Consider the following 18,750-nt stretch of genomic DNA (forward strand, 5'->3'; position numbering starts at 1 on the left):
CCGATGGTAGTGTGGGGTTTCCCCATGTGAGAGTAGGTCATCGTCAAGATTCAATTCCGAAACCCCTATCTGCGTGAGCAGGTAGGGGTTTTGTCTTTTCCGCATCTCGCGTTTCCAATCGTCATCCTTCATTTTTGCCAGTGTTCGAAGCTTACGGGCATGGCTATCATTGCGGCCTTACCACAGGCGCCGAGTTGGCTATGTCACCATTACTGGATTTGCTTAAAGACGGTCAGTTTCACTCGGGCGAAGTACTTGGCGAAGTCCTGGGGGTTAGCCGTAGCGCTGTGTGGAAACAGCTTCAGCAGTTGCAGGCAGAGCTTGGCATCGAGGTGCACAAGGTTCGTGGCAAAGGTTATCGTCTGGCTGACCCGATCTCTTCGTTGTGCCTGGAGGCAGTGAGGGCAGGAGCACCTGCTGGCTGGGACGTACGTATCATGCAAAGCGCTGATTCCACCAATGCCCAGGCACTGCACGCCATAGCCAAGGGATGCCCACTGCCGCTGCTGGTGCTGGCAGAGCGTCAGACTGCAGGCAGAGGGCGACGAGGCAGGCCGTGGGTGAGCCCGTATGCACAAAACCTCTATTACAGCCTGGCGCTGCGCATAGAGGGCGGTATGACGCGTTTGGAAGGATTGAGTCTGGTTGTCGGTCTTGCCGTGGTACGAGCCCTGCATGCGCAAGGCGTGAGCGAGGCAAGACTCAAGTGGCCCAACGATATCCTGGTGGGAGACAAGAAGCTGGCAGGGATACTGCTGGAGCTGGTCGGTGACCCCAGTGACGTGTGTCACGTGGTGATCGGTATCGGTATCAACGTGAACATGAAGCTGAATACCGAGGTGGATCGACCTTGGACGTCCATGCGTCTGCAGCGCATGTGTCTGGTGGACCGCAATGTTCTGGTTACCGAGCTCAATGACCAATTGCAGTGTTACCTGGAGCGTCATGCAGTGTCCGGCTTCGAGCAGTTGCGCGAGGAATGGGAAGCCCTTCATGCTTGGCAGGGCAGGTCGGTGGTACTCAGTGCCGGTTTGAAAGCCATTGAGGGCCAGGTACTTGGAATAGACGGACAAGGTGGCCTGCGGCTCGTGGTGAACGGAGCGGAGCAGGTATTCAATGGCGGAGAGCTGAGTCTGCGACTTGCAGCAAACGACCAGCCCTTAGCGGCTTCTGACCAAGGCGAGGAAAGATGATGCGCTGGCTGGTACTGCTTCTATTGGTGCTCAATGTGTTTTATGCCGGGTGGCACAACCAGGAGTTGCCGGTACGACCAAAGGAATTCGAGCCGCTCTCTACCTACAAAGGCGAGCGGCACAACATCCAGCTGCTCAACGAAAAGCCTGCGAGTGAGCACTGACTGACTTGCGCTGCGTGTGCCTGCAGGTCTGAATGCCCAAGGCACGACTTGCGATGACTCGTGTATCAAGGGCCCAGCAGGGGCTCAATGAATTCAATAACTTAAAACGTAAAATAATCTCAGCCAGGGTATTGCCAGGGTGTAATGGTTTGCATAGAATGGCGCCCGCTTCACAGCGATGGTGCGAATGCCCAGCGATGTGAAACGGCTGTCGATGTAGCTAACCTCAAGATTTTAATGAGAAAAAGCTTGACAGCAAGGTGGCATAGCGTAAAATGCCGCCACGTTAAGGAGGGGTTCCCGAGCGGCCAAAGGGATCAGACTGTAAATCTGACGTCTACGACTTCGAAGGTTCGAATCCTTCTCCCTCCACCATTTTTAGCGTGAGCCGCAAGCTCCGCGGGTATAGTTTAGTGGTAGAACCTCAGCCTTCCAAGCTGATGATGCGGGTTCGATTCCCGCTACCCGCTCCAAGTTTGCTGTTTGTGCATGGTTTCAAGCTCTTGTAGCTCAGTTGGTAGAGCACACCCTTGGTAAGGGTGAGGTCAGCGGTTCAAATCCGCTCAAGAGCTCCATTTTTGCAAGGCAGATATGAAAATATCTGCCTTTGTTTTAATGGTAGGCGTGTCTTGCTCCTGTGGGCATTACAGGTCTCTGCTGTTGGCATCTTGGATTGTGAGGTCTGTGCCTAGCGAGGAGTTATCTTCTCTTGTGCAATGCGGCGGTCCAATCAGGTGTTGAAATAGCTTTCCCGGGTCGGCATAATGTTCGGCCTGATTTGTTTTAGGTCAGTAGCTCAATTGGCAGAGCGACGGTCTCCAAAACCGTAGGTTGGGGGTTCGATTCCCTCCTGACCTGCCAGATTCACTCGGTGTGTCTGGCTTTCTTTTCACAGGATCCTCCTAGATGACTCCCAAGGCTGAAGCCCCAGAATCTCGTTTCGATCTGCTGAAGTGGCTCGTTGTTGTCGCTTTGGTCGTGGTTGGCGTGGTTGGTAATCAGTACTACTCCGCGTCGCCGATCCTGTACCGGGTGCTTGCACTTCTTGCCATTGCTGCTGTGGCTGCCTACGTGGCTCTGCAGACCGCCAAAGGCAAGTCGTTCTTCGTCCTGGCAAAGGAAGCGCGCACCGAAATCCGTAAAGTCGTTTGGCCGACTCGCCAAGAGACCACACAGACCACGCTGATCGTAGTTGCGGTCGTTCTGGTCATGGCGTTGCTGTTGTGGGGGCTAGATTCCCTGCTCGGCTGGCTTGTTTCCTTGATTGTTGGCTAAGGGTGTCCCGTGGCTAAGCGTTGGTACGTTGTGCATGCTTACTCGGGTTACGAGAAGCATGTTATGCGCTCTTTGATCGAGCGTGTAAAGCTGGCTGGTATGGAAGACGGTTTTGGCGAAATTCTCGTCCCCACTGAAGAAGTGGTCGAGATGCGAAATGGCCAAAAGCGTAAAAGTGAACGCAAGTTCTTTCCAGGCTATGTGCTGGTGCAGATGGACATGAACGAAGGCACTTGGCACTTGGTCAAGGACACGCCTCGGGTCATGGGTTTCATCGGCGGCACGGCAGACAAGCCGGCTCCGATCACCGACAAGGAAGCTGAAGCTATCCTGCGTCGTGTTGCTGATGGTAGCGACAAGCCCAAGCCCAAGACGTTGTTCGAGCCAGGCGAAGTGGTTCGCGTCACCGATGGTCCGTTCGCGGATTTCAACGGTACCGTCGAAGAAGTCAACTACGAAAAGAGCCGGATCCAGGTCGCGGTGCTCATTTTCGGTCGCTCTACTCCGGTAGAGCTCGAGTTCAGTCAGGTCGAAAAAGTCTGATTGGAAACGGATCCCATACCCCGCAGGCGTAAGCTGCGGGGTTTTGTCGTCACTGGGATAAAACGCAAGCAACTGGGGAGCCGCAAGGCGCTCGTACCCAATAGTGGAGTAGCTCATGGCTAAGAAAATCACGGCTTACATCAAGCTGCAAGTAAAGGCCGGCCAGGCCAACCCTAGCCCGCCCGTCGGCCCGGCCCTGGGCCAGCATGGCGTGAACATCATGGAATTCTGCAAGGCCTTCAACGCCCGTACTCAGGGTCAAGAAGCCGGCTTGCCGACTCCTGTAATCATCACTGTCTACAGTGACCGTAGCTTCACCTTCGAGACCAAAAGCACCCCTGCTTCGGTACTGCTGAAGAAAGCTGCTGGCCTGACCAGCGGTTCCGCCCGTCCGAACACCGTCAAAGTCGGTACCGTGACTCGCGCTCAGCTCGAAGAAATCGCTAAAGCCAAGAATGCGGACCTGACTGCCGCTGACATGGAAGCAGCCGTGCGTACCATCGCCGGTTCTGCTCGCTCCATGGGCCTCAACGTGGAGGGTGTGTAATGGCTAAGCTGACCAAGCGCCAAAAAGCTATTGCTTCCAAGATCGAAGCAGGCAAGCTGTACAACTTCGAAGATGCAGCTGCGCTGCTCACCGAACTGTCCACCGTCAAGTTCAGCGAATCCGTTGACGTGGCTGTGAACCTGGGCGTTGACCCACGTAAATCCGACCAGGTCGTACGTAGCGCTACCGTGCTGCCACACGGCACTGGCAAGACCGTACGTGTTGCCGTGTTCACCCAGGGTCCTGCTGCCGAAGCCGCTCTGGCTGCCGGTGCAGACCGCGTTGGCATGGACGACCTGGCCGCCGAAATGAAAGGCGGCGACCTGAACTATGACGTCGTCATTGCATCCCCGGATGCCATGCGCGTAGTAGGTCAGTTGGGTCAGATCCTCGGTCCACGTGGCCTGATGCCTAACCCGAAAGTCGGCACCGTGACGCCAGACGTCGCCAACGCCGTCAAGAATGCCAAGGCTGGTCAGGTTCGCTACCGTACCGACAAGAACGGCATCATCCACACTTCCGTTGGCAAGGTCGGTTTCGACGCCGTCAAGCTGAAGGAAAACGTTGAAGCCCTGATCGCTGATCTGAAGCGTATCAAGCCAGCTTCCTCGAAAGGTATCTACGTCAAGCGCGTTACCCTGAGCACCACCATGGGCCCAGGTCTGGTCATCGACCAAGGCTCGCTGGACGCGTAAGACTTTGCCACCGGCCTGGGTAACCGGGCCGGTGGCTGAAAAAATTGGGGTCCCTGCCTGGCGGGGGCTATCCAAGACCGTAGGCGGCGCAAGTCTTAAACCACAAGCCTACGCAGATGGTGCTCCCGGTTCCTTACCGAATCAGACACCAAAACGACATCCGGCCTCGGTTGGATGAAACGGTAACAAGCAGGAGTTGAACCCGTGGCAATTAAACTTGAAGACAAGAAGGCCATCGTCGCTGAAGTCAACAAGGCTGCCCAAGTTGCTCTGTCCGCTGTCGTGGCTGATGCCCGTGGCGTAACAGTAGGCGCTATGACCGGACTCCGTAAAGAGGCTCGTGAAGCTGGCGTATACGTACGTGTCGTACGTAACACCCTGCTCAAGCGCGCCGTTGCAGACACTCCTTACAGTGTTCTGAACGACGTGTTCACTGGCCCGACCTTGATCGCCTTCTCCAACGAACATCCAGGTGCTGCTGCCCGTTTGTTCAAGGAGTTCGCTAAAGGTCAGGACAAGTTCGAGATCAAGGCAGCTGCGTTCGAGGGTAACTACCTCGCAGCTAACCAAATCGACGTGCTGGCAAGCTTGCCGACCCGTGACGAAGCCATTTCCCAGCTGATGAGCGTGATTCAAGGCGCTACCAGCAAACTGGCTCGTACTCTGGCGGCCCTTCGCGACCAGAAAGAAGCTGCAGCAGCCTGAGGCTGAGCGACTTCTCTCTACGTTTATTGTTTATTTCGATGGCCGCCTAGGCCGTCACCCCAATACAGGAATTTATAGTCATGTCTCTGACTAACGACCAAATCATCGAAGCAATCGGCGAGAAATCCGTTCTGGAAATCGTTGAGCTGATCAAAGCGATGGAAGAAAAGTTCGGCGTTTCGGCTGCTGCCGCTTCCGCCGGTCCAGCTGCTGGTCCAGCTGCCGTTGTTGAAGAGCAAACTGAATTCAACGTCATGCTGCTGGAAGCTGGCGAGAAGAAAGTGAACGTCATCAAGGCAGTTCGTGAACTGACCGGTCTGGGCCTGAAAGAAGCCAAGGCTGTTGTTGACGGCGCTCCTGCCATGGTTCTGGAAGCTGTTGCCAAAGACGCAGCCGACAAAGCCAAAGCAACGCTGGAAGAAGCAGGCGCCAAAGTCGAGCTCAAGTAAGCATCGACCTTGCGTCTCCAGCCCGAGCGTCAAGCGAAAGGCTGATGGCTGGTGGCTCATGCCACCGGCCTTTTTCCGTTACTGGCAGTCGATCAGGTCGACGCCGGCAACGCGCTGTAACCACCCGAGGGTGGCGCAAACCACGGGGTTTGCACGATTTTCTGGCTGCTCCCGTCGGGAGAAGCCACAAGCAGGTGACCAAGCTGGGGAACGCTGATGGCTTACTCATATACTGAGAAAAAACGTATCCGCAAGGACTTTAGCAAGTTGCCGGACGTCATGGACGTACCGTACCTCTTGGCTATCCAGCTGGATTCGTATCGCGAATTCTTGCAGGCGGGCGCGACCAAGGACCAGTTCCGTGATGTCGGTCTGCATGCGGCCTTCAAATCCGTTTTCCCGATCATCAGCTACTCCGGCAACGCTGCTCTGGAGTACGTTGGTTATCGTCTGGGCGAACCGGCCTTTGACGTCAAAGAGTGCGTACTGCGTGGCGTGACCTACGCCGTGCCGCTGCGTGTAAAAGTGCGCCTGATCATTTTCGACAAAGAATCGTCGAACAAAGCGATCAAGGACATCAAAGAGCAGGAAGTCTACATGGGGGAAATCCCCCTGATGACCGAGAACGGTACCTTCGTAATCAACGGTACCGAGCGCGTCATCGTTTCCCAGCTGCACCGTTCGCCAGGTGTGTTCTTCGACCACGACCGTGGCAAGACGCACAGCTCGGGCAAGCTGCTCTATTCGGCCCGTATCATTCCTTACCGTGGCTCCTGGCTGGACTTCGAGTTCGATCCGAAAGACTGTGTATTCGTCCGTATCGACCGTCGTCGCAAGCTGCCTGCCTCGGTGCTGCTGCGCGCCCTGGGTTACAGCACCGAGGAAGTCCTCGATGCGTTCTACACCACCAACGTATTCCACGTGCAGGGCGAGCAGCTCAGCCTGGAACTGGTGCCTCAGCGCCTGCGCGGTGAAATCGCCGTTCTCGACATCGTCGACGACAAGGGCAAGGTCATTGTCGAGCAGGGCCGCCGTATCACTGCCCGGCACATCAACCAGATCGAAAAGGCCGGCATCAAGCAGCTGGAAGTGCCACTGGACTACGTCCTGGGCCGCACCACGGCCAAGGCCATCGTGCACCCGGCCACCGGCGAGATCCTGTGCGAGTGCAACACCGAGCTGACCACCGAACTGCTGCTCAAGATCGCCAAGGCGCAGGTCGTTCGCATCGAGACGTTGTACACCAACGACATCGATTGCGGTCCGTTCATCTCCGACACCCTGAAGATCGATTCCACCGGCAATCAGCTTGAAGCCCTGGTGGAAATCTATCGCATGATGCGTCCCGGCGAGCCGCCAACCAAGGATGCTGCCGAGACCCTGTTCAACAACCTGTTCTTCAGCCCTGAGCGCTATGACCTGTCTGCGGTCGGCCGGATGAAGTTCAACCGTCGTATCGGTCGTACCGAGATCGAAGGTTCGGGTGTATTGAGCAAGGAAGACATCGTTGCTGTATTGAAGACCCTGGTCGACATCCGCAACGGCAAAGGCATCGTCGATGACATCGACCACCTGGGTAACCGTCGTGTTCGCTGCGTAGGCGAAATGGCCGAGAACCAGTTCCGTGTTGGCCTGGTGCGTGTAGAACGCGCGGTCAAGGAACGTCTGTCGATGGCCGAAAGCGAAGGCCTGATGCCGCAGGACCTGATCAACGCCAAGCCAGTGGCTGCCGCGGTCAAGGAGTTCTTCGGTTCCAGCCAGCTGTCGCAGTTCATGGACCAGAACAACCCGCTGTCCGAGATCACCCACAAGCGTCGCGTCTCCGCGCTCGGCCCTGGTGGTCTGACCCGCGAACGTGCAGGCTTCGAAGTGCGCGACGTTCACCCGACGCACTATGGTCGCGTGTGCCCGATCGAAACGCCGGAAGGCCCGAACATCGGTCTGATCAACTCCCTTGCGGCCTATGCGCGCACCAACCAGTACGGCTTCCTGGAAAGCCCGTACCGTGTGGTGAAAGACGCTCTGGTCACCGACGAGATCGTGTTCCTGTCTGCCATCGAAGAAGCCGATCACGTGATCGCTCAGGCTTCGGCCACGATGAACGACAAGAAGGTCCTGATCGACGAGCTGGTGGCCGTACGTCACTTGAACGAATTCACCGTCAAGGCGCCGGAAGACGTCACCCTGATGGACGTTTCGCCCAAGCAGGTCGTGTCGGTAGCCGCATCGCTGATTCCGTTCCTCGAGCACGACGACGCCAACCGTGCGTTGATGGGTTCGAACATGCAGCGTCAGGCTGTACCTACCCTGCGTGCCGACAAGCCGCTGGTCGGTACCGGCATGGAGCGTAACGTTGCCCGTGACTCCGGCGTTTGCGTCGTGGCTCGTCGTGGCGGCGTGATCGACTCCGTCGATGCCAGCCGTATCGTGGTCCGGGTTGCCGATGACGAAGTCGAGACTGGCGAAGCCGGTGTCGACATCTACAACCTGACCAAGTACACCCGCTCGAACCAGAACACCTGCATCAACCAGCGTCCGCTGGTCAACAAGGGTGACGTGGTTCAGCGCAGCGACATCATGGCCGATGGCCCGTCCACCGACATGGGTGAACTGGCGCTGGGTCAGAACATGCGCATCGCGTTCATGGCGTGGAACGGCTTCAACTTCGAAGACTCCATCTGCCTGTCCGAGCGTGTGGTTCAGGAAGATCGCTTCACCACGATCCACATCCAGGAACTGACCTGTGTGGCCCGTGACACCAAGCTTGGCCCAGAGGAAATCACTGCGGACATCCCGAACGTGGGTGAAGCGGCGCTGAACAAGCTGGACGAAGCCGGTATCGTTTATGTAGGTGCCGAAGTCGGCGCCGGCGACATTCTGGTCGGCAAGGTGACGCCTAAAGGCGAAACCCAGCTCACGCCGGAAGAAAAACTGCTGCGCGCGATCTTCGGCGAGAAGGCCAGCGACGTTAAGGACACCTCCCTGCGCGTGCCTACCGGCACCAAGGGTACTGTCATCGACGTACAGGTCTTCACCCGCGACGGTGTCGAGCGTGATGCTCGTGCTCTGTCGATCGAGAAGAGCCAACTGGACGAGATCCGCAAGGACCTGAACGAAGAGTTCCGTATCGTTGAAGGCGCGACCTTCGAACGTCTGCGCTCGGCCCTGATGGGGCAGATCATCGAAGGCGGCGCTGGCCTGAAGAAAGGCACCGAGGTGACCCACGAGGTCCTCGACGGTCTGGAGCATGGTCAGTGGTTCAAACTGCGCATGGCCGAAGACGCGCTCAACGAACAGCTCGAGAAGGCTCAGGCCTACATCGTCGATCGTCGCCGGTTGCTGGATGACAAGTTCGAAGACAAGAAGCGCAAGCTGCAGCAAGGCGATGACCTGGCTCCGGGCGTGCTGAAGATCGTCAAGGTCTACCTGGCCATCCGCCGTCGCATCCAGCCGGGTGACAAGATGGCCGGTCGTCACGGTAACAAGGGTGTGGTTTCCGTGATCATGCCTGTCGAGGACATGCCGCACGACGCCAACGGTACGCCGGTGGACGTGGTACTCAACCCGCTGGGTGTACCTTCGCGTATGAACGTTGGTCAGATTCTTGAAACCCACCTGGGCCTCGCGGCCAAGGGTCTGGGCGAGAAGATCAACACCATGCTCGAAGAGCAGCGTAAGGTAGCTGATCTGCGCAAGTTCCTGACCGAGATCTACAACGAGATCGGTGGCCGTCAAGAACAGCTGGAAACCTTCTCCGACCAGGAAATCCTGGATCTGGCGAAGAATCTCAAGGGCGGCGTTCCAATGGCTACCCCGGTGTTCGACGGTGCCAAGGAAAGCGAAATCAAGGCCATGCTGAAATTGGCCGACATGCCGGAAAGCGGCCAGATGCAGCTTTTCGACGGTCGTACCGGCAACAAGTTCGAGCGTCCGGTCACCGTTGGCTACATGTACATGCTGAAGCTGAACCACTTGGTGGACGACAAGATGCACGCGCGTTCCACTGGTTCTTACAGCCTGGTTACCCAGCAGCCGCTGGGTGGTAAGGCGCAGTTCGGTGGTCAGCGTTTCGGGGAGATGGAGGTGTGGGCGCTGGAAGCATACGGCGCGGCATACACCCTGCAAGAAATGCTCACAGTGAAGTCGGACGATGTGAACGGTCGTACCAAGATGTACAAAAACATCGTGGACGGCGATCACCGTATGGAGCCGGGCATGCCCGAGTCCTTCAACGTGTTGATCAAAGAGATCCGTTCTCTGGGTATCGATATCGATCTGGAAACCGAATAACACGTGACGCGAATCGGGAGTGGACGGCTACCGTCCACTCCCTGCTCCGCCAGGAGGAAAGGCCTTGAAAGACCTACTGAATTTGCTGAAAAACCAGGGTCAAGTCGAAGAGTTCGATGCGATCCGCATCGGCCTCGCGTCGCCTGAGATGATCCGTTCGTGGTCGTTCGGTGAAGTTAAAAAGCCGGAAACCATCAACTACCGTACGTTCAAGCCTGAGCGTGACGGCTTGTTCTGCGCCAAGATCTTTGGCCCGGTCAAGGACTACGAGTGCCTGTGCGGTAAGTACAAGCGCTTGAAGCACCGTGGCGTGATCTGCGAGAAGTGCGGCGTCGAAGTCGCGCTGGCCAAGGTTCGTCGCGAGCGCATGGCTCACATCGAACTGGCTTCGCCGGTCGCTCACATCTGGTTCCTGAAATCGCTGCCGTCCCGTATCGGTCTGCTGATGGACATGACCCTGCGTGATATCGAACGCGTTCTCTACTTCGAGAGCTACGTCGTTATCGATCCGGGCATGACTACCCTTGAAAAGGGCCAGTTGCTGAACGACGAGCAGTACTTCGAAGCACTCGAAGAGTTCGGTGACGACTTCGACGCCCGCATGGGTGCCGAGGCCGTTCGCGAGCTGCTGCACGCCATTGACCTGGAACACGAGATCGGTCGCCTGCGCGAAGAGATTCCGCAGACCAACTCGGAAACCAAGATCAAGAAGCTGTCCAAGCGCCTGAAGCTGATGGAAGCTTTCCAGGGCTCCGGCAACCTGCCTGAGTGGATGGTGTTGACCGTTCTGCCGGTTCTGCCGCCAGATCTGCGTCCACTGGTTCCACTGGATGGCGGTCGTTTCGCAACGTCCGACCTCAACGATCTGTATCGTCGAGTGATCAACCGTAACAACCGTCTGAAGCGCCTGCTGGATCTGTCGGCTCCCGACATCATCGTGCGCAACGAAAAGCGCATGCTGCAGGAAGCTGTGGATGCGCTGCTCGACAACGGTCGTCGCGGTCGTGCCATCACTGGTTCGAACAAGCGTCCTCTGAAATCCCTGGCTGACATGATCAAGGGTAAGCAGGGTCGTTTCCGTCAGAACCTGCTCGGCAAGCGCGTTGACTACTCGGGTCGTTCGGTAATTACCGTAGGCCCGACCCTGCGCCTGCACCAGTGCGGTCTTCCGAAGAAGATGGCTCTGGAACTGTTCAAGCCGTTCATCTTCGGCAAGCTGGAAATGCGTGGTCTGGCGACTACCATCAAGGCCGCCAAGAAGATGGTCGAGCGCGAGCTGCCAGAAGTGTGGGACGTGCTCGCCGAAGTGATTCGCGAACACCCCGTGCTGCTCAACCGTGCACCGACCCTTCACCGTCTGGGTATCCAGGCGTTCGAGCCGGTATTGATCGAAGGCAAGGCCATCCAGCTGCACCCGCTGGTCTGCGCCGCGTACAACGCCGACTTCGACGGTGACCAGATGGCGGTTCACGTACCGCTGACCCTGGAAGCCCAGCTCGAAGCTCGTGCGCTGATGATGTCGACCAACAACATCCTGTCGCCAGCCAACGGTGAGCCAATCATCGTTCCTTCGCAGGACGTTGTACTGGGTCTGTACTACATGACCCGTGAAGCGATCAACGCCAAGGGCGAAGGCCGCATCTTTGCCGACCTGCAGGAAGTCGACCGCGTTTTCCGCGCCGGCGAAGCTGCCCTGCACGCCAAGATCAAGGTTCGTATCAACGAAACCGTCAACGACCGTGATGGCGGCAGCGTGAGCGGCACCCGTATCGTCGACACCACTGTCGGCCGTGCCCTGCTGTTCCAGGTCGTGCCTAAAGGCCTGTCCTTCGACGTCGTCAACCTGCCGATGAAGAAGAAGGCGATCTCCAAGCTGATCAACCAGTGCTACCGCGTGGTAGGTCTGAAAGAGACCGTGATCTTCGCTGACCAGTTGATGTACACCGGTTTTGCCTACTCGACGATTTCGGGTGTTTCCATCGGCGTTAACGACTTCGTTATCCCGGATGAGAAAGCTCGCATCATCGGTACTGCGACCGACGAAGTGAAAGAGATCGAAAGCCAGTATGCGTCCGGCCTGGTAACCCAGGGCGAGAAGTACAACAAGGTGATCGACCTCTGGTCCAAGGCCAACGACGAAGTTTCCAAGGCAATGATGTCGAACCTCTCGAAAGAGAAGGTCATCGATCGTCATGGCAACGAAGTCGACCAGGAATCGTTCAACTCGATGTACATGATGGCTGACTCCGGTGCCCGGGGTTCGGCTGCTCAGATTCGTCAGTTGGCCGGTATGCGTGGCCTGATGGCCAAGCCGGACGGCTCGATCATCGAGACGCCGATCACCGCGAACTTCCGTGAAGGTTTGAGCGTACTTCAGTACTTCATCTCCACTCACGGTGCTCGTAAGGGTCTGGCGGATACCGCCTTGAAGACTGCGAACTCCGGTTACCTGACTCGTCGTCTGGTAGACGTGGCGCAGGATCTGGTGGTGACCGAGGTCGATTGCGGTACCGAACACGGCCTGCTGATGACCCCGCACATCGAAGGCGGCGACGTCGTCGAGCCTCTGGGCGAGCGCGTACTGGGTCGAGTGATCGCCCGTGACGTGTTCAAGCCAGGCACCGACGAAGTCATCGTTCCAGGCGGTACGCTGGTAGACGAGAAGTGGGTTGAATTCATCGAGCTGAACAGCATCGACGAAGTCATCGTGCGCTCGCCGATCAGCTGCGAAACCCGCTACGGTATCTGCGCCAAGTGCTACGGTCGTGACCTGGCTCGCGGGCATCAGGTGAACATCGGTGAAGCGGTCGGCGTTATCGCTGCCCAGTCCATCGGTGAGCCGGGCACCCAGCTGACCATGCGTACGTTCCACATCGGTGGTGCGGCAAGCCGGACCTCGGCTGCAGACAGCGTCCAGGTGAAGAATGGCGGCACCGTCCGTCTGCACAACCTGAAGCACGTAGAGCGTGCCGACGGCAACCTGGTAGCCGTGTCGCGTTCCGGTGAGTTGGCGATTGCCGACGAATTCGGTCGTGAGCGTGAGCGTTACAAACTGCCGTACGGTGCAGTGATTTCGGTGAAGGAAGGCGACAAGGTCGACGCTGGTGCCATCGTGGCCAAGTGGGATCCGCACACTCACCCAATCGTCACCGAGATGAAAGGTACCGTGACCTACGTGGGCATGGAAGAAGGCATCACGATCAAGCGTCAGACAGACGAATTGACCGGCCTGACCAACATCGAAGTACTCGATGCCAAGGATCGTCCAGCGGCGGGCAAGGAAATTCGTCCAGCTGTGAAGATGGTCGGCGTCGATGGCAAGGATCTGCTGCTGCCGGGTACCGACGTACCGGCCCAGTACTTCCTGCCAGCCAACGCCCTGGTCGGCGTGGCGGATGGTGCGCAAGTGGGTGTGGGTGACGTTATCGCCCGTATCCCGCAGGAAACTTCGAAGACGCGTGACATCACCGGTGGTCTGCCGCGTGTTGCCGACCTGTTCGAAGCGCGTCGTCCGAAGGAAGCTTCGATTCTGGCGGAAGTCAGCGGCACCATTGCGTTCGGTAAAGAGACCAAGGGCAAGCGCCGTCTGGTCATCACTCCGAACGACGGTACCGATCCGTACGAAGAGCTGATTCCGAAGTGGCGTCACCTGAACGTCTTCGAAGGCGAACAAGTGAACCGCGGCGAAGTGATCTCCGACGGTCCAAGCGATCCACACGACATCCTGCGTCTGCTGGGTGTGAGTGCGCTGGCCAAGTACATCGTCAACGAGATTCAGGACGTATACCGTCTGCAAGGCGTGAAGATCAACGACAAGCACATCGAGACGATCCTGCGTCAGATGCTGCGCAAGGTCGAGATCTCCGAGTCGGGCGACAGCAGCTTCATCAAGGGCGACCAGATGGAACTGACCCAGGTACTGGGCGAGAACGAGCGTTTGAGCGGTGACGACAAGTTCGTTTCCAAGTTCACTCGTGTTCTGCTGGGTATCACCAAGGCGTCGTTGTCCACCGAATCGTTCATCTCGGCGGCTTCCTTCCAGGAAACCACTCGAGTGCTGACCGAAGCGGCGGTTACCGGCAAGCGCGACTACCTGCGCGGCCTGAAGGAAAACGTGGTCGTGGGTCGTCTGATCCCGGCCGGTACCGGTCTGGCGTATCACAGCGAGCGCAAGCGTCGTCGTGAACTCGACAAACCAACCCGCGTCAGCGCCAGTGAAGTTGAAGCTGCGTTGACCGAAGCGCTGAACTCAAGCGGTAATTGAGACCAGCGGTAGTGATGACAGGGCCTCGGTAGCCCTTGCAGGCTCCGCAACGACACGAAAGTCGCGGCGGAGTGGGCAGGGGAGGCCGGGGCCTTGTCTTGACTGGGGACGAGATCCTCTTTAGACTCTTGTACCCCTAAATTTGGCGGGATTGATTCCTGCCATTTTTGCTTTTCTTGCAAGACAATAGCGTCGCAAGACAACAGTGGAGCTAGTAGATGGCAACTATCAACCAGCTGGTACGTCAGCCGCGTAAGCGTATCGTCGAGAAATCCGACGTACCTGCGCTGCAGAACTGCCCGCAACGTCGTGGCGTATGCACTCGTGTGTACACCACCACGCCGAAAAAACCTAACTCGGCACTGCGTAAAGTATGCCGTGTGCGTCTGACCAACGGTTTCGAGGTTTCCTCGTATATCGGCGGTGAAGGCCACAACCTGCAAGAGCACAGCGTGGTACTGATCCGCGGCGGTCGTGTAAAAGACTTGCCAGGTGTTCGTTACCACACCGTTCGCGGCTCCCTGGATACCTCCGGCGTCAAAGGTCGTAACCAAGGTCGTTCGAAGTACGGTACCAAACGTCCGAAGTAATCGGCGTTTGCGTAATACTGCAGTTATCTATTTTTCTGAGTCGATAAGAGTAAGGTCGGGCCTGTCCCGAGCTAACCTGAAGACCGTTTGAGGGCTTATCCATGCCAAGAAGACGCGTAGCAGCCAAGCGCGAAGTGCTTGACGATCCAAAATACGGCAGCCAGATCCTGGCCAAGTTCATGAACCACGTGATGGAAAGCGGCAAGAAAGCCGTTGCCGAGCGTATCGTTTATGGCGCGCTGGACAAGGTTAAAGAACGCAAGAACAGCGACCCCCTGGAAATCTTCGAGAAAGCTCTCGACGCCATCGCTCCGCTGGTCGAAGTGAAGTCGCGCCGTGTAGGCGGTGCTACTTACCAGGTTCCGGTCGAAGTTCGTCCGTCCCGTCGTAACGCTCTGGCAATGCGCTGGCTGGTAGACTTCGCGCGCAAGCGCGGTGAAAAGTCCATGGCTCTGCGCTTGGCCGGCGAACTGCTGGACGCTGCCGAAGGCAAAGGTGCTGCAGTTAAGAAGCGTGAAGACGTTCACCGTATGGCTGAAGCCAACAAAGCGTTCTCGCACTACCGCTTCTAAATTCGGCGTCACTTATTTTGCGAGGGCTTTATGGCTCGTACAACTGATATCAATCGCTACCGTAACATCGGTATCGTCGCTCACGTGGATGCGGGTAAAACCACCACCACCGAGCGCGTCCTGTTCTATACGGGCGTGAACCACAAGATGGGCGAGGTGCATGATGGCGCCGCGACCATGGACTGGATGGTGCAGGAGCAGGAGCGGGGTATTACCATTACTTCCGCTGCTACTACCGCGTTCTGGGAAGGCTCCAACAAGCAGTTCCCACGCCACCGCTTCAACATCATCGATACCCCCGGCCACGTTGACTTCACTATTGAAGTAGAGCGTTCGCTGCGTGTACTCGACGGTGCGGTCGTGGTGTTCTGCGGTACCTCCGGTGTCGAGCCTCAGTCCGAAACCGTATGGCGTCAAGCCAACAAGTACGGTGTTCCACGTCTCGTCTACGTGAACAAGATGGACCGTGCCGGTGCCAACTTCCTGCGCGTGATCGGTCAGATCAAACAGCGCCTGGGTCACACCCCGGTGCCGATTCAGCTGGCCATCGGTGCAGAAGACAACTTCCAGGGCCAGATCGATCTGATGTCCATGGAAGCGGTCTACTGGAACGACGCTGACAAAGGCATGGCTGCACGCCGTGAGCCGATCCCTGCCGAGCTGCAGGAACTGGCTGACGAATGGCGCAGCAACATGGTCGAGGCTGCGGCCGAAGCCAGCGAAGAGCTGATGAACAAGTACCTCGAAGGTGAAGAACTCACCAACGACGAAATCAAGGCCGCTCTGCGTCAGCGTACCATCGCTGGTGAAATCGTCCTGGCTGTTTGCGGTTCCTCGTTCAAGAACAAGGGCGTTCCCCTGGTTCTGGATGCGGTCATCGACTACCTGCCGGCCCCTGTCGACATTCCTGCCATCAAGGGTTCCGATCCGGATGACGAGACTGTGGCCATGGAGCGTCATGCAGACGACAGCGAGCCGTTCTCGGCTCTGGCGTTCAAGATCGCTACCGACCCATTCGTGGGTACCCTGACCTTCGCCCGTGTCTACTCGGGTGTGTTGAGCTCCGGCGACGGCGTGATCAACTCGGTCAAGGGCAAGAAAGAGCGCGTGGGTCGTATGGTGCAGATGCACGCAAACACCCGCGAAGAGATCAAGGAAGTACGCGCTGGCGACATCGCGGCCTTGATCGGCATGAAGGACGTCACCACCGGTGACACCCTGTGCTCGGCCGACAAGCCGATCATCCTGGTTCGCATGGACTTCCCGGAGCCGGTAATCTCGGTTGCCGTTGAGCCCAAGACCAAGGATGACCAGGAAAAAATGGGTATCGCACTGGGCAAGCTTGCTCAGGAAGACCCGTCTTTCCGCGTCAAGACCGATGAAGAGACTGGTCAAACGATCATCTCGGGTATGGGTGAGTTGCACCTGGACATTCTGGTTGACCGCATGCGCCGCGAGTTCAACGTAGAAGCCAACATCGGTAAACCGCAGGTTTCCTACCGTGAGAAGATCACGAAGGCCTGTGAGATCGAAGGCAAGTTCGTTCGTCAGTCCGGCGGTCGTGGTCAGTTTGGCCATTGCTGGATCCGTTTTGCTCCTGCTGACGAAGGTCAGGAAGGTCTGCAGTTCGTGAACGAAGTCGTGGGTGGTGTTGTTCCGAAGGAATACATCCCGGCGATCCAGAAAGGTATCGAAGAGCAGATGAAGAACGGCGTCGTTGCCGGCTATCCGCTGATCGGCCTGAAGGCGACCGTTTTCGATGGCTCTTACCACGACGTCGACTCCAACGAGATGGCGTTCAAGGTGGCTGCCTCCATGGCGACCAAGCAGCTGGCCTCCAAAGGCGGCGGTGTTGTGCTTGAGCCGATCATGAAGGTGGAAGTTGTAACACCTGAGGACTACATGGGTGACGTGATGGGAGACCTGAACCGTCGTCGTGGTCTGATCCAGGGTATGGAAGATACGGTGTCCGGCAAGGTTATCCGTGCCGAGGTTCCGTTGGGCGAAATGTTCGGTTATGCGACCGATGTTCGTTCCATGTCCCAGGGTCGGGCGAGCTACTCTATGGAATTCTCCAAATACTCCGAGGCTCCGTCGAACGTCGTCGAAGCTATCGTTAAAAAACAAGGCTGATTCAGCCCCTTAGGCTAGGAGTTTATTGTCGTGGCTAAAGAAAAATTTGATCGTTCCCTACCTCACGTCAACGTCGGCACCATCGGCCACGTTGACCACGGTAAAACCACTCTGACCGCTGCTCTGACTCGCGTCTGCTCCGAAGTTTTCGGTTCGGCTCGTGTTGACTTCGACAAGATCGACAGCGCACCAGAAGAAAAAGCTCGTGGTATCACCATCAACACCGCGCACGTCGAATACAACTCGACCATTCGTCACTACGCTCACGTTGACTGCCCAGGTCACGCTGACTACGTGAAGAACATGATCACCGGTGCTGCCCAGATGGACGGCGCTATCCTGGTCTGCTCGGCTGCTGATGGTCCGATGCCACAAACCCGTGAGCACATCCTGCTGTCCCGTCAGGTAGGCGTTCCGTACATCGTGGTCTTCCTGAACAAGGCTGACCTGGTAGACGACGCTGAGCTGCTGGAACTGGTCGAGATGGAAGTTCGTGACCTGCTGTCCACCTACGACTTCCCAGGCGACGACACTCCGATCATCATCGGTTCGGCTCGTATGGCTCTGGAAGGCAACGACGAAAACGAAATGGGCACCACTGCCGTTCGTAAACTGGTTGAAACTCTGGACAGCTACATCCCAGAACCAGTTCGTCTGACCGACAAGCCGTTCCTGATGCCAATCGAAGACGTGTTCTCGATCTCCGGTCGCGGTACTGTTGTTACCGGTCGTATCGAGCGCGGTATCGTTCGCGTTCAGGATTCGCTGGAAATCGTTGGTCTGCGTGACACCACCGTCACCACCTGCACCGGTGTTGAAATGTTCCGCAAACTGCTCGACGAAGGTCGTGCTGGCGAGAACTGCGGCGTGCTGCTGCGCGGCACCAAGCGTGACGACGTTGAGCGTGGCCAGGTTCTGGTCAAGCCAGGTTCGGTCAAGCCGCACACCAAGTTCACCGCAGAAGTCTACGTTCTGAGCAAGGAAGAAGGCGGTCGTCACACTCCGTTCTTCAAAGGCTACCGTCCACAGTTCTACTTCCGTACAACTGACGTGACTGGTAACTGCGAGCTGCCAGAAGGCGTTGAAATGGTAATGCCAGGTGACAACATCCAGATGACTGTCACTCTGATCAAGACCATCGCAATGGAAGACGGCCTGCGTTTCGCTATCCGTGAAGGCGGTCGTACCGTCGGCGCCGGCGTCGTAGCCAAAATCATCGAGTAATCGTTGATCGCTTGAAAGAGCCCCCGCTTAGCGGGGGCTTTTTTATTGGGTTGACACTCGATAGGCGCGTCTATAGAATTGCGCCTCCTTTTAACGGGTGCATTGC

14 protein-coding genes, 4 tRNA genes and 1 rRNA gene (1 of these 19 running past the window's edge) are annotated in these 18,750 nt (G+C 57.3%); all 19 read left to right on the forward strand.

Translation table 11 applies throughout. The features are described from left to right. Positions 1-49 (forward strand): 5S ribosomal RNA (gene rrf, locus ASF66_RS11440); it begins 121 nt to the left of the window's first position. A gap of 151 nt (positions 50-200) precedes the next feature. After that, positions 201-1,193 (forward strand): bifunctional biotin--[acetyl-CoA-carboxylase] ligase/biotin operon repressor BirA, encoded by a 993-nt coding sequence (gene birA / locus ASF66_RS11445; RefSeq protein WP_056843955.1) that lies wholly within the window; start codon positions 201-203, stop codon positions 1,191-1,193. Then, complete coding sequence (locus ASF66_RS22745) at positions 1,190-1,357, forward strand: hypothetical protein (RefSeq protein ID WP_177327965.1); 168 nt, start codon at positions 1,190-1,192, stop codon at positions 1,355-1,357. Before birA ends, ASF66_RS22745 begins: the two co-directional genes overlap by 4 nt. Before the next feature lie 290 nt (positions 1,358-1,647). After that, a tRNA-Tyr gene (locus tag ASF66_RS11450) sits at positions 1,648-1,732 on the forward strand. A gap of 24 nt (positions 1,733-1,756) precedes the next feature. Then, positions 1,757-1,830: transfer RNA gene (locus ASF66_RS11455), tRNA-Gly, on the forward strand. Between the two features lie 26 nt (positions 1,831-1,856). After that, positions 1,857-1,932: transfer RNA gene (locus ASF66_RS11460), tRNA-Thr, on the forward strand. A gap of 210 nt (positions 1,933-2,142) precedes the next feature. Continuing rightward, positions 2,143-2,218: transfer RNA gene (locus ASF66_RS11465), tRNA-Trp, on the forward strand. Between the two features lie 45 nt (positions 2,219-2,263). Further along, positions 2,264-2,632: a preprotein translocase subunit SecE gene (gene secE, locus ASF66_RS11470; RefSeq protein WP_043192508.1), complete on the forward strand. Its 369-nt coding sequence runs from the start codon at positions 2,264-2,266 to the stop codon at positions 2,630-2,632. Positions 2,633-2,641: 9 nt separating this feature from the next. Then, entirely contained in the window at positions 2,642-3,175 is a 534-nt protein-coding gene (gene nusG / locus ASF66_RS11475; RefSeq protein WP_010443972.1) for a transcription termination/antitermination protein NusG, read from the forward strand. 115 nt (positions 3,176-3,290) lie between these two features. Then, a complete protein-coding gene (gene rplK / locus ASF66_RS11480; RefSeq protein WP_049860768.1) occupies positions 3,291-3,722 on the forward strand; it encodes a 50S ribosomal protein L11 in 432 nt (143 codons plus the stop codon). Next, on the forward strand, positions 3,722-4,417 hold the full coding sequence (rplA, locus tag ASF66_RS11485) for a 50S ribosomal protein L1 (protein ID WP_043192511.1): 696 nt from the start codon (positions 3,722-3,724) through the stop codon (positions 4,415-4,417). Before rplK ends, rplA begins: the two co-directional genes overlap by 1 nt. Positions 4,418-4,621: 204 nt before the next feature. Continuing rightward, positions 4,622-5,122 carry a 50S ribosomal protein L10 gene (gene rplJ, locus ASF66_RS11490; RefSeq protein ID WP_049860769.1) on the forward strand — a complete coding sequence of 167 codons (501 nt, stop codon included), beginning with the start codon at positions 4,622-4,624 and terminating at the stop codon, positions 5,120-5,122. Positions 5,123-5,202: 80 nt separating this feature from the next. Continuing rightward, the gene (rplL, locus tag ASF66_RS11495) at positions 5,203-5,571 is read left to right on the forward strand and encodes a 50S ribosomal protein L7/L12 (protein WP_043192515.1); all 369 of its coding nucleotides are present in this window, start codon (positions 5,203-5,205) and stop codon (positions 5,569-5,571) included. Between the two features lie 216 nt (positions 5,572-5,787). Next, complete coding sequence (gene rpoB, locus ASF66_RS11500) at positions 5,788-9,861, forward strand: DNA-directed RNA polymerase subunit beta (RefSeq protein WP_049860770.1); 4,074 nt, start codon at positions 5,788-5,790, stop codon at positions 9,859-9,861. A gap of 64 nt (positions 9,862-9,925) precedes the next feature. Further along, a complete protein-coding gene (rpoC, locus tag ASF66_RS11505) occupies positions 9,926-14,125 on the forward strand; it encodes a DNA-directed RNA polymerase subunit beta' (protein WP_043192517.1) in 4,200 nt (1,399 codons plus the stop codon). A gap of 218 nt (positions 14,126-14,343) precedes the next feature. Further along, complete coding sequence (gene rpsL / locus ASF66_RS11510) at positions 14,344-14,715, forward strand: 30S ribosomal protein S12 (protein ID WP_003186084.1); 372 nt, start codon at positions 14,344-14,346, stop codon at positions 14,713-14,715. Between the two features lie 101 nt (positions 14,716-14,816). Beyond that, positions 14,817-15,287, forward strand: a complete 471-nt coding sequence (gene rpsG / locus ASF66_RS11515) for a 30S ribosomal protein S7 (protein ID WP_010490886.1) — start codon at positions 14,817-14,819, stop codon at positions 15,285-15,287. A 30-nt stretch (positions 15,288-15,317) separates the two neighbouring features. After that, positions 15,318-17,420 (forward strand): elongation factor G, encoded by a 2,103-nt coding sequence (gene fusA, locus ASF66_RS11520; protein WP_049860771.1) that lies wholly within the window; start codon positions 15,318-15,320, stop codon positions 17,418-17,420. A gap of 30 nt (positions 17,421-17,450) precedes the next feature. Then, positions 17,451-18,644 (forward strand): elongation factor Tu, encoded by a 1,194-nt coding sequence (gene tuf, locus ASF66_RS11525; RefSeq protein ID WP_049860772.1) that lies wholly within the window; start codon positions 17,451-17,453, stop codon positions 18,642-18,644. The last annotated feature ends 106 nt before the right edge of the window (positions 18,645-18,750 follow it).

The organism is Pseudomonas sp. Leaf129 (genome assembly GCF_001423465.1).
In the GTDB taxonomy this organism is placed as follows: Bacteria; Pseudomonadota; Gammaproteobacteria; order Pseudomonadales; family Pseudomonadaceae; genus Aquipseudomonas; species Aquipseudomonas coleopterorum.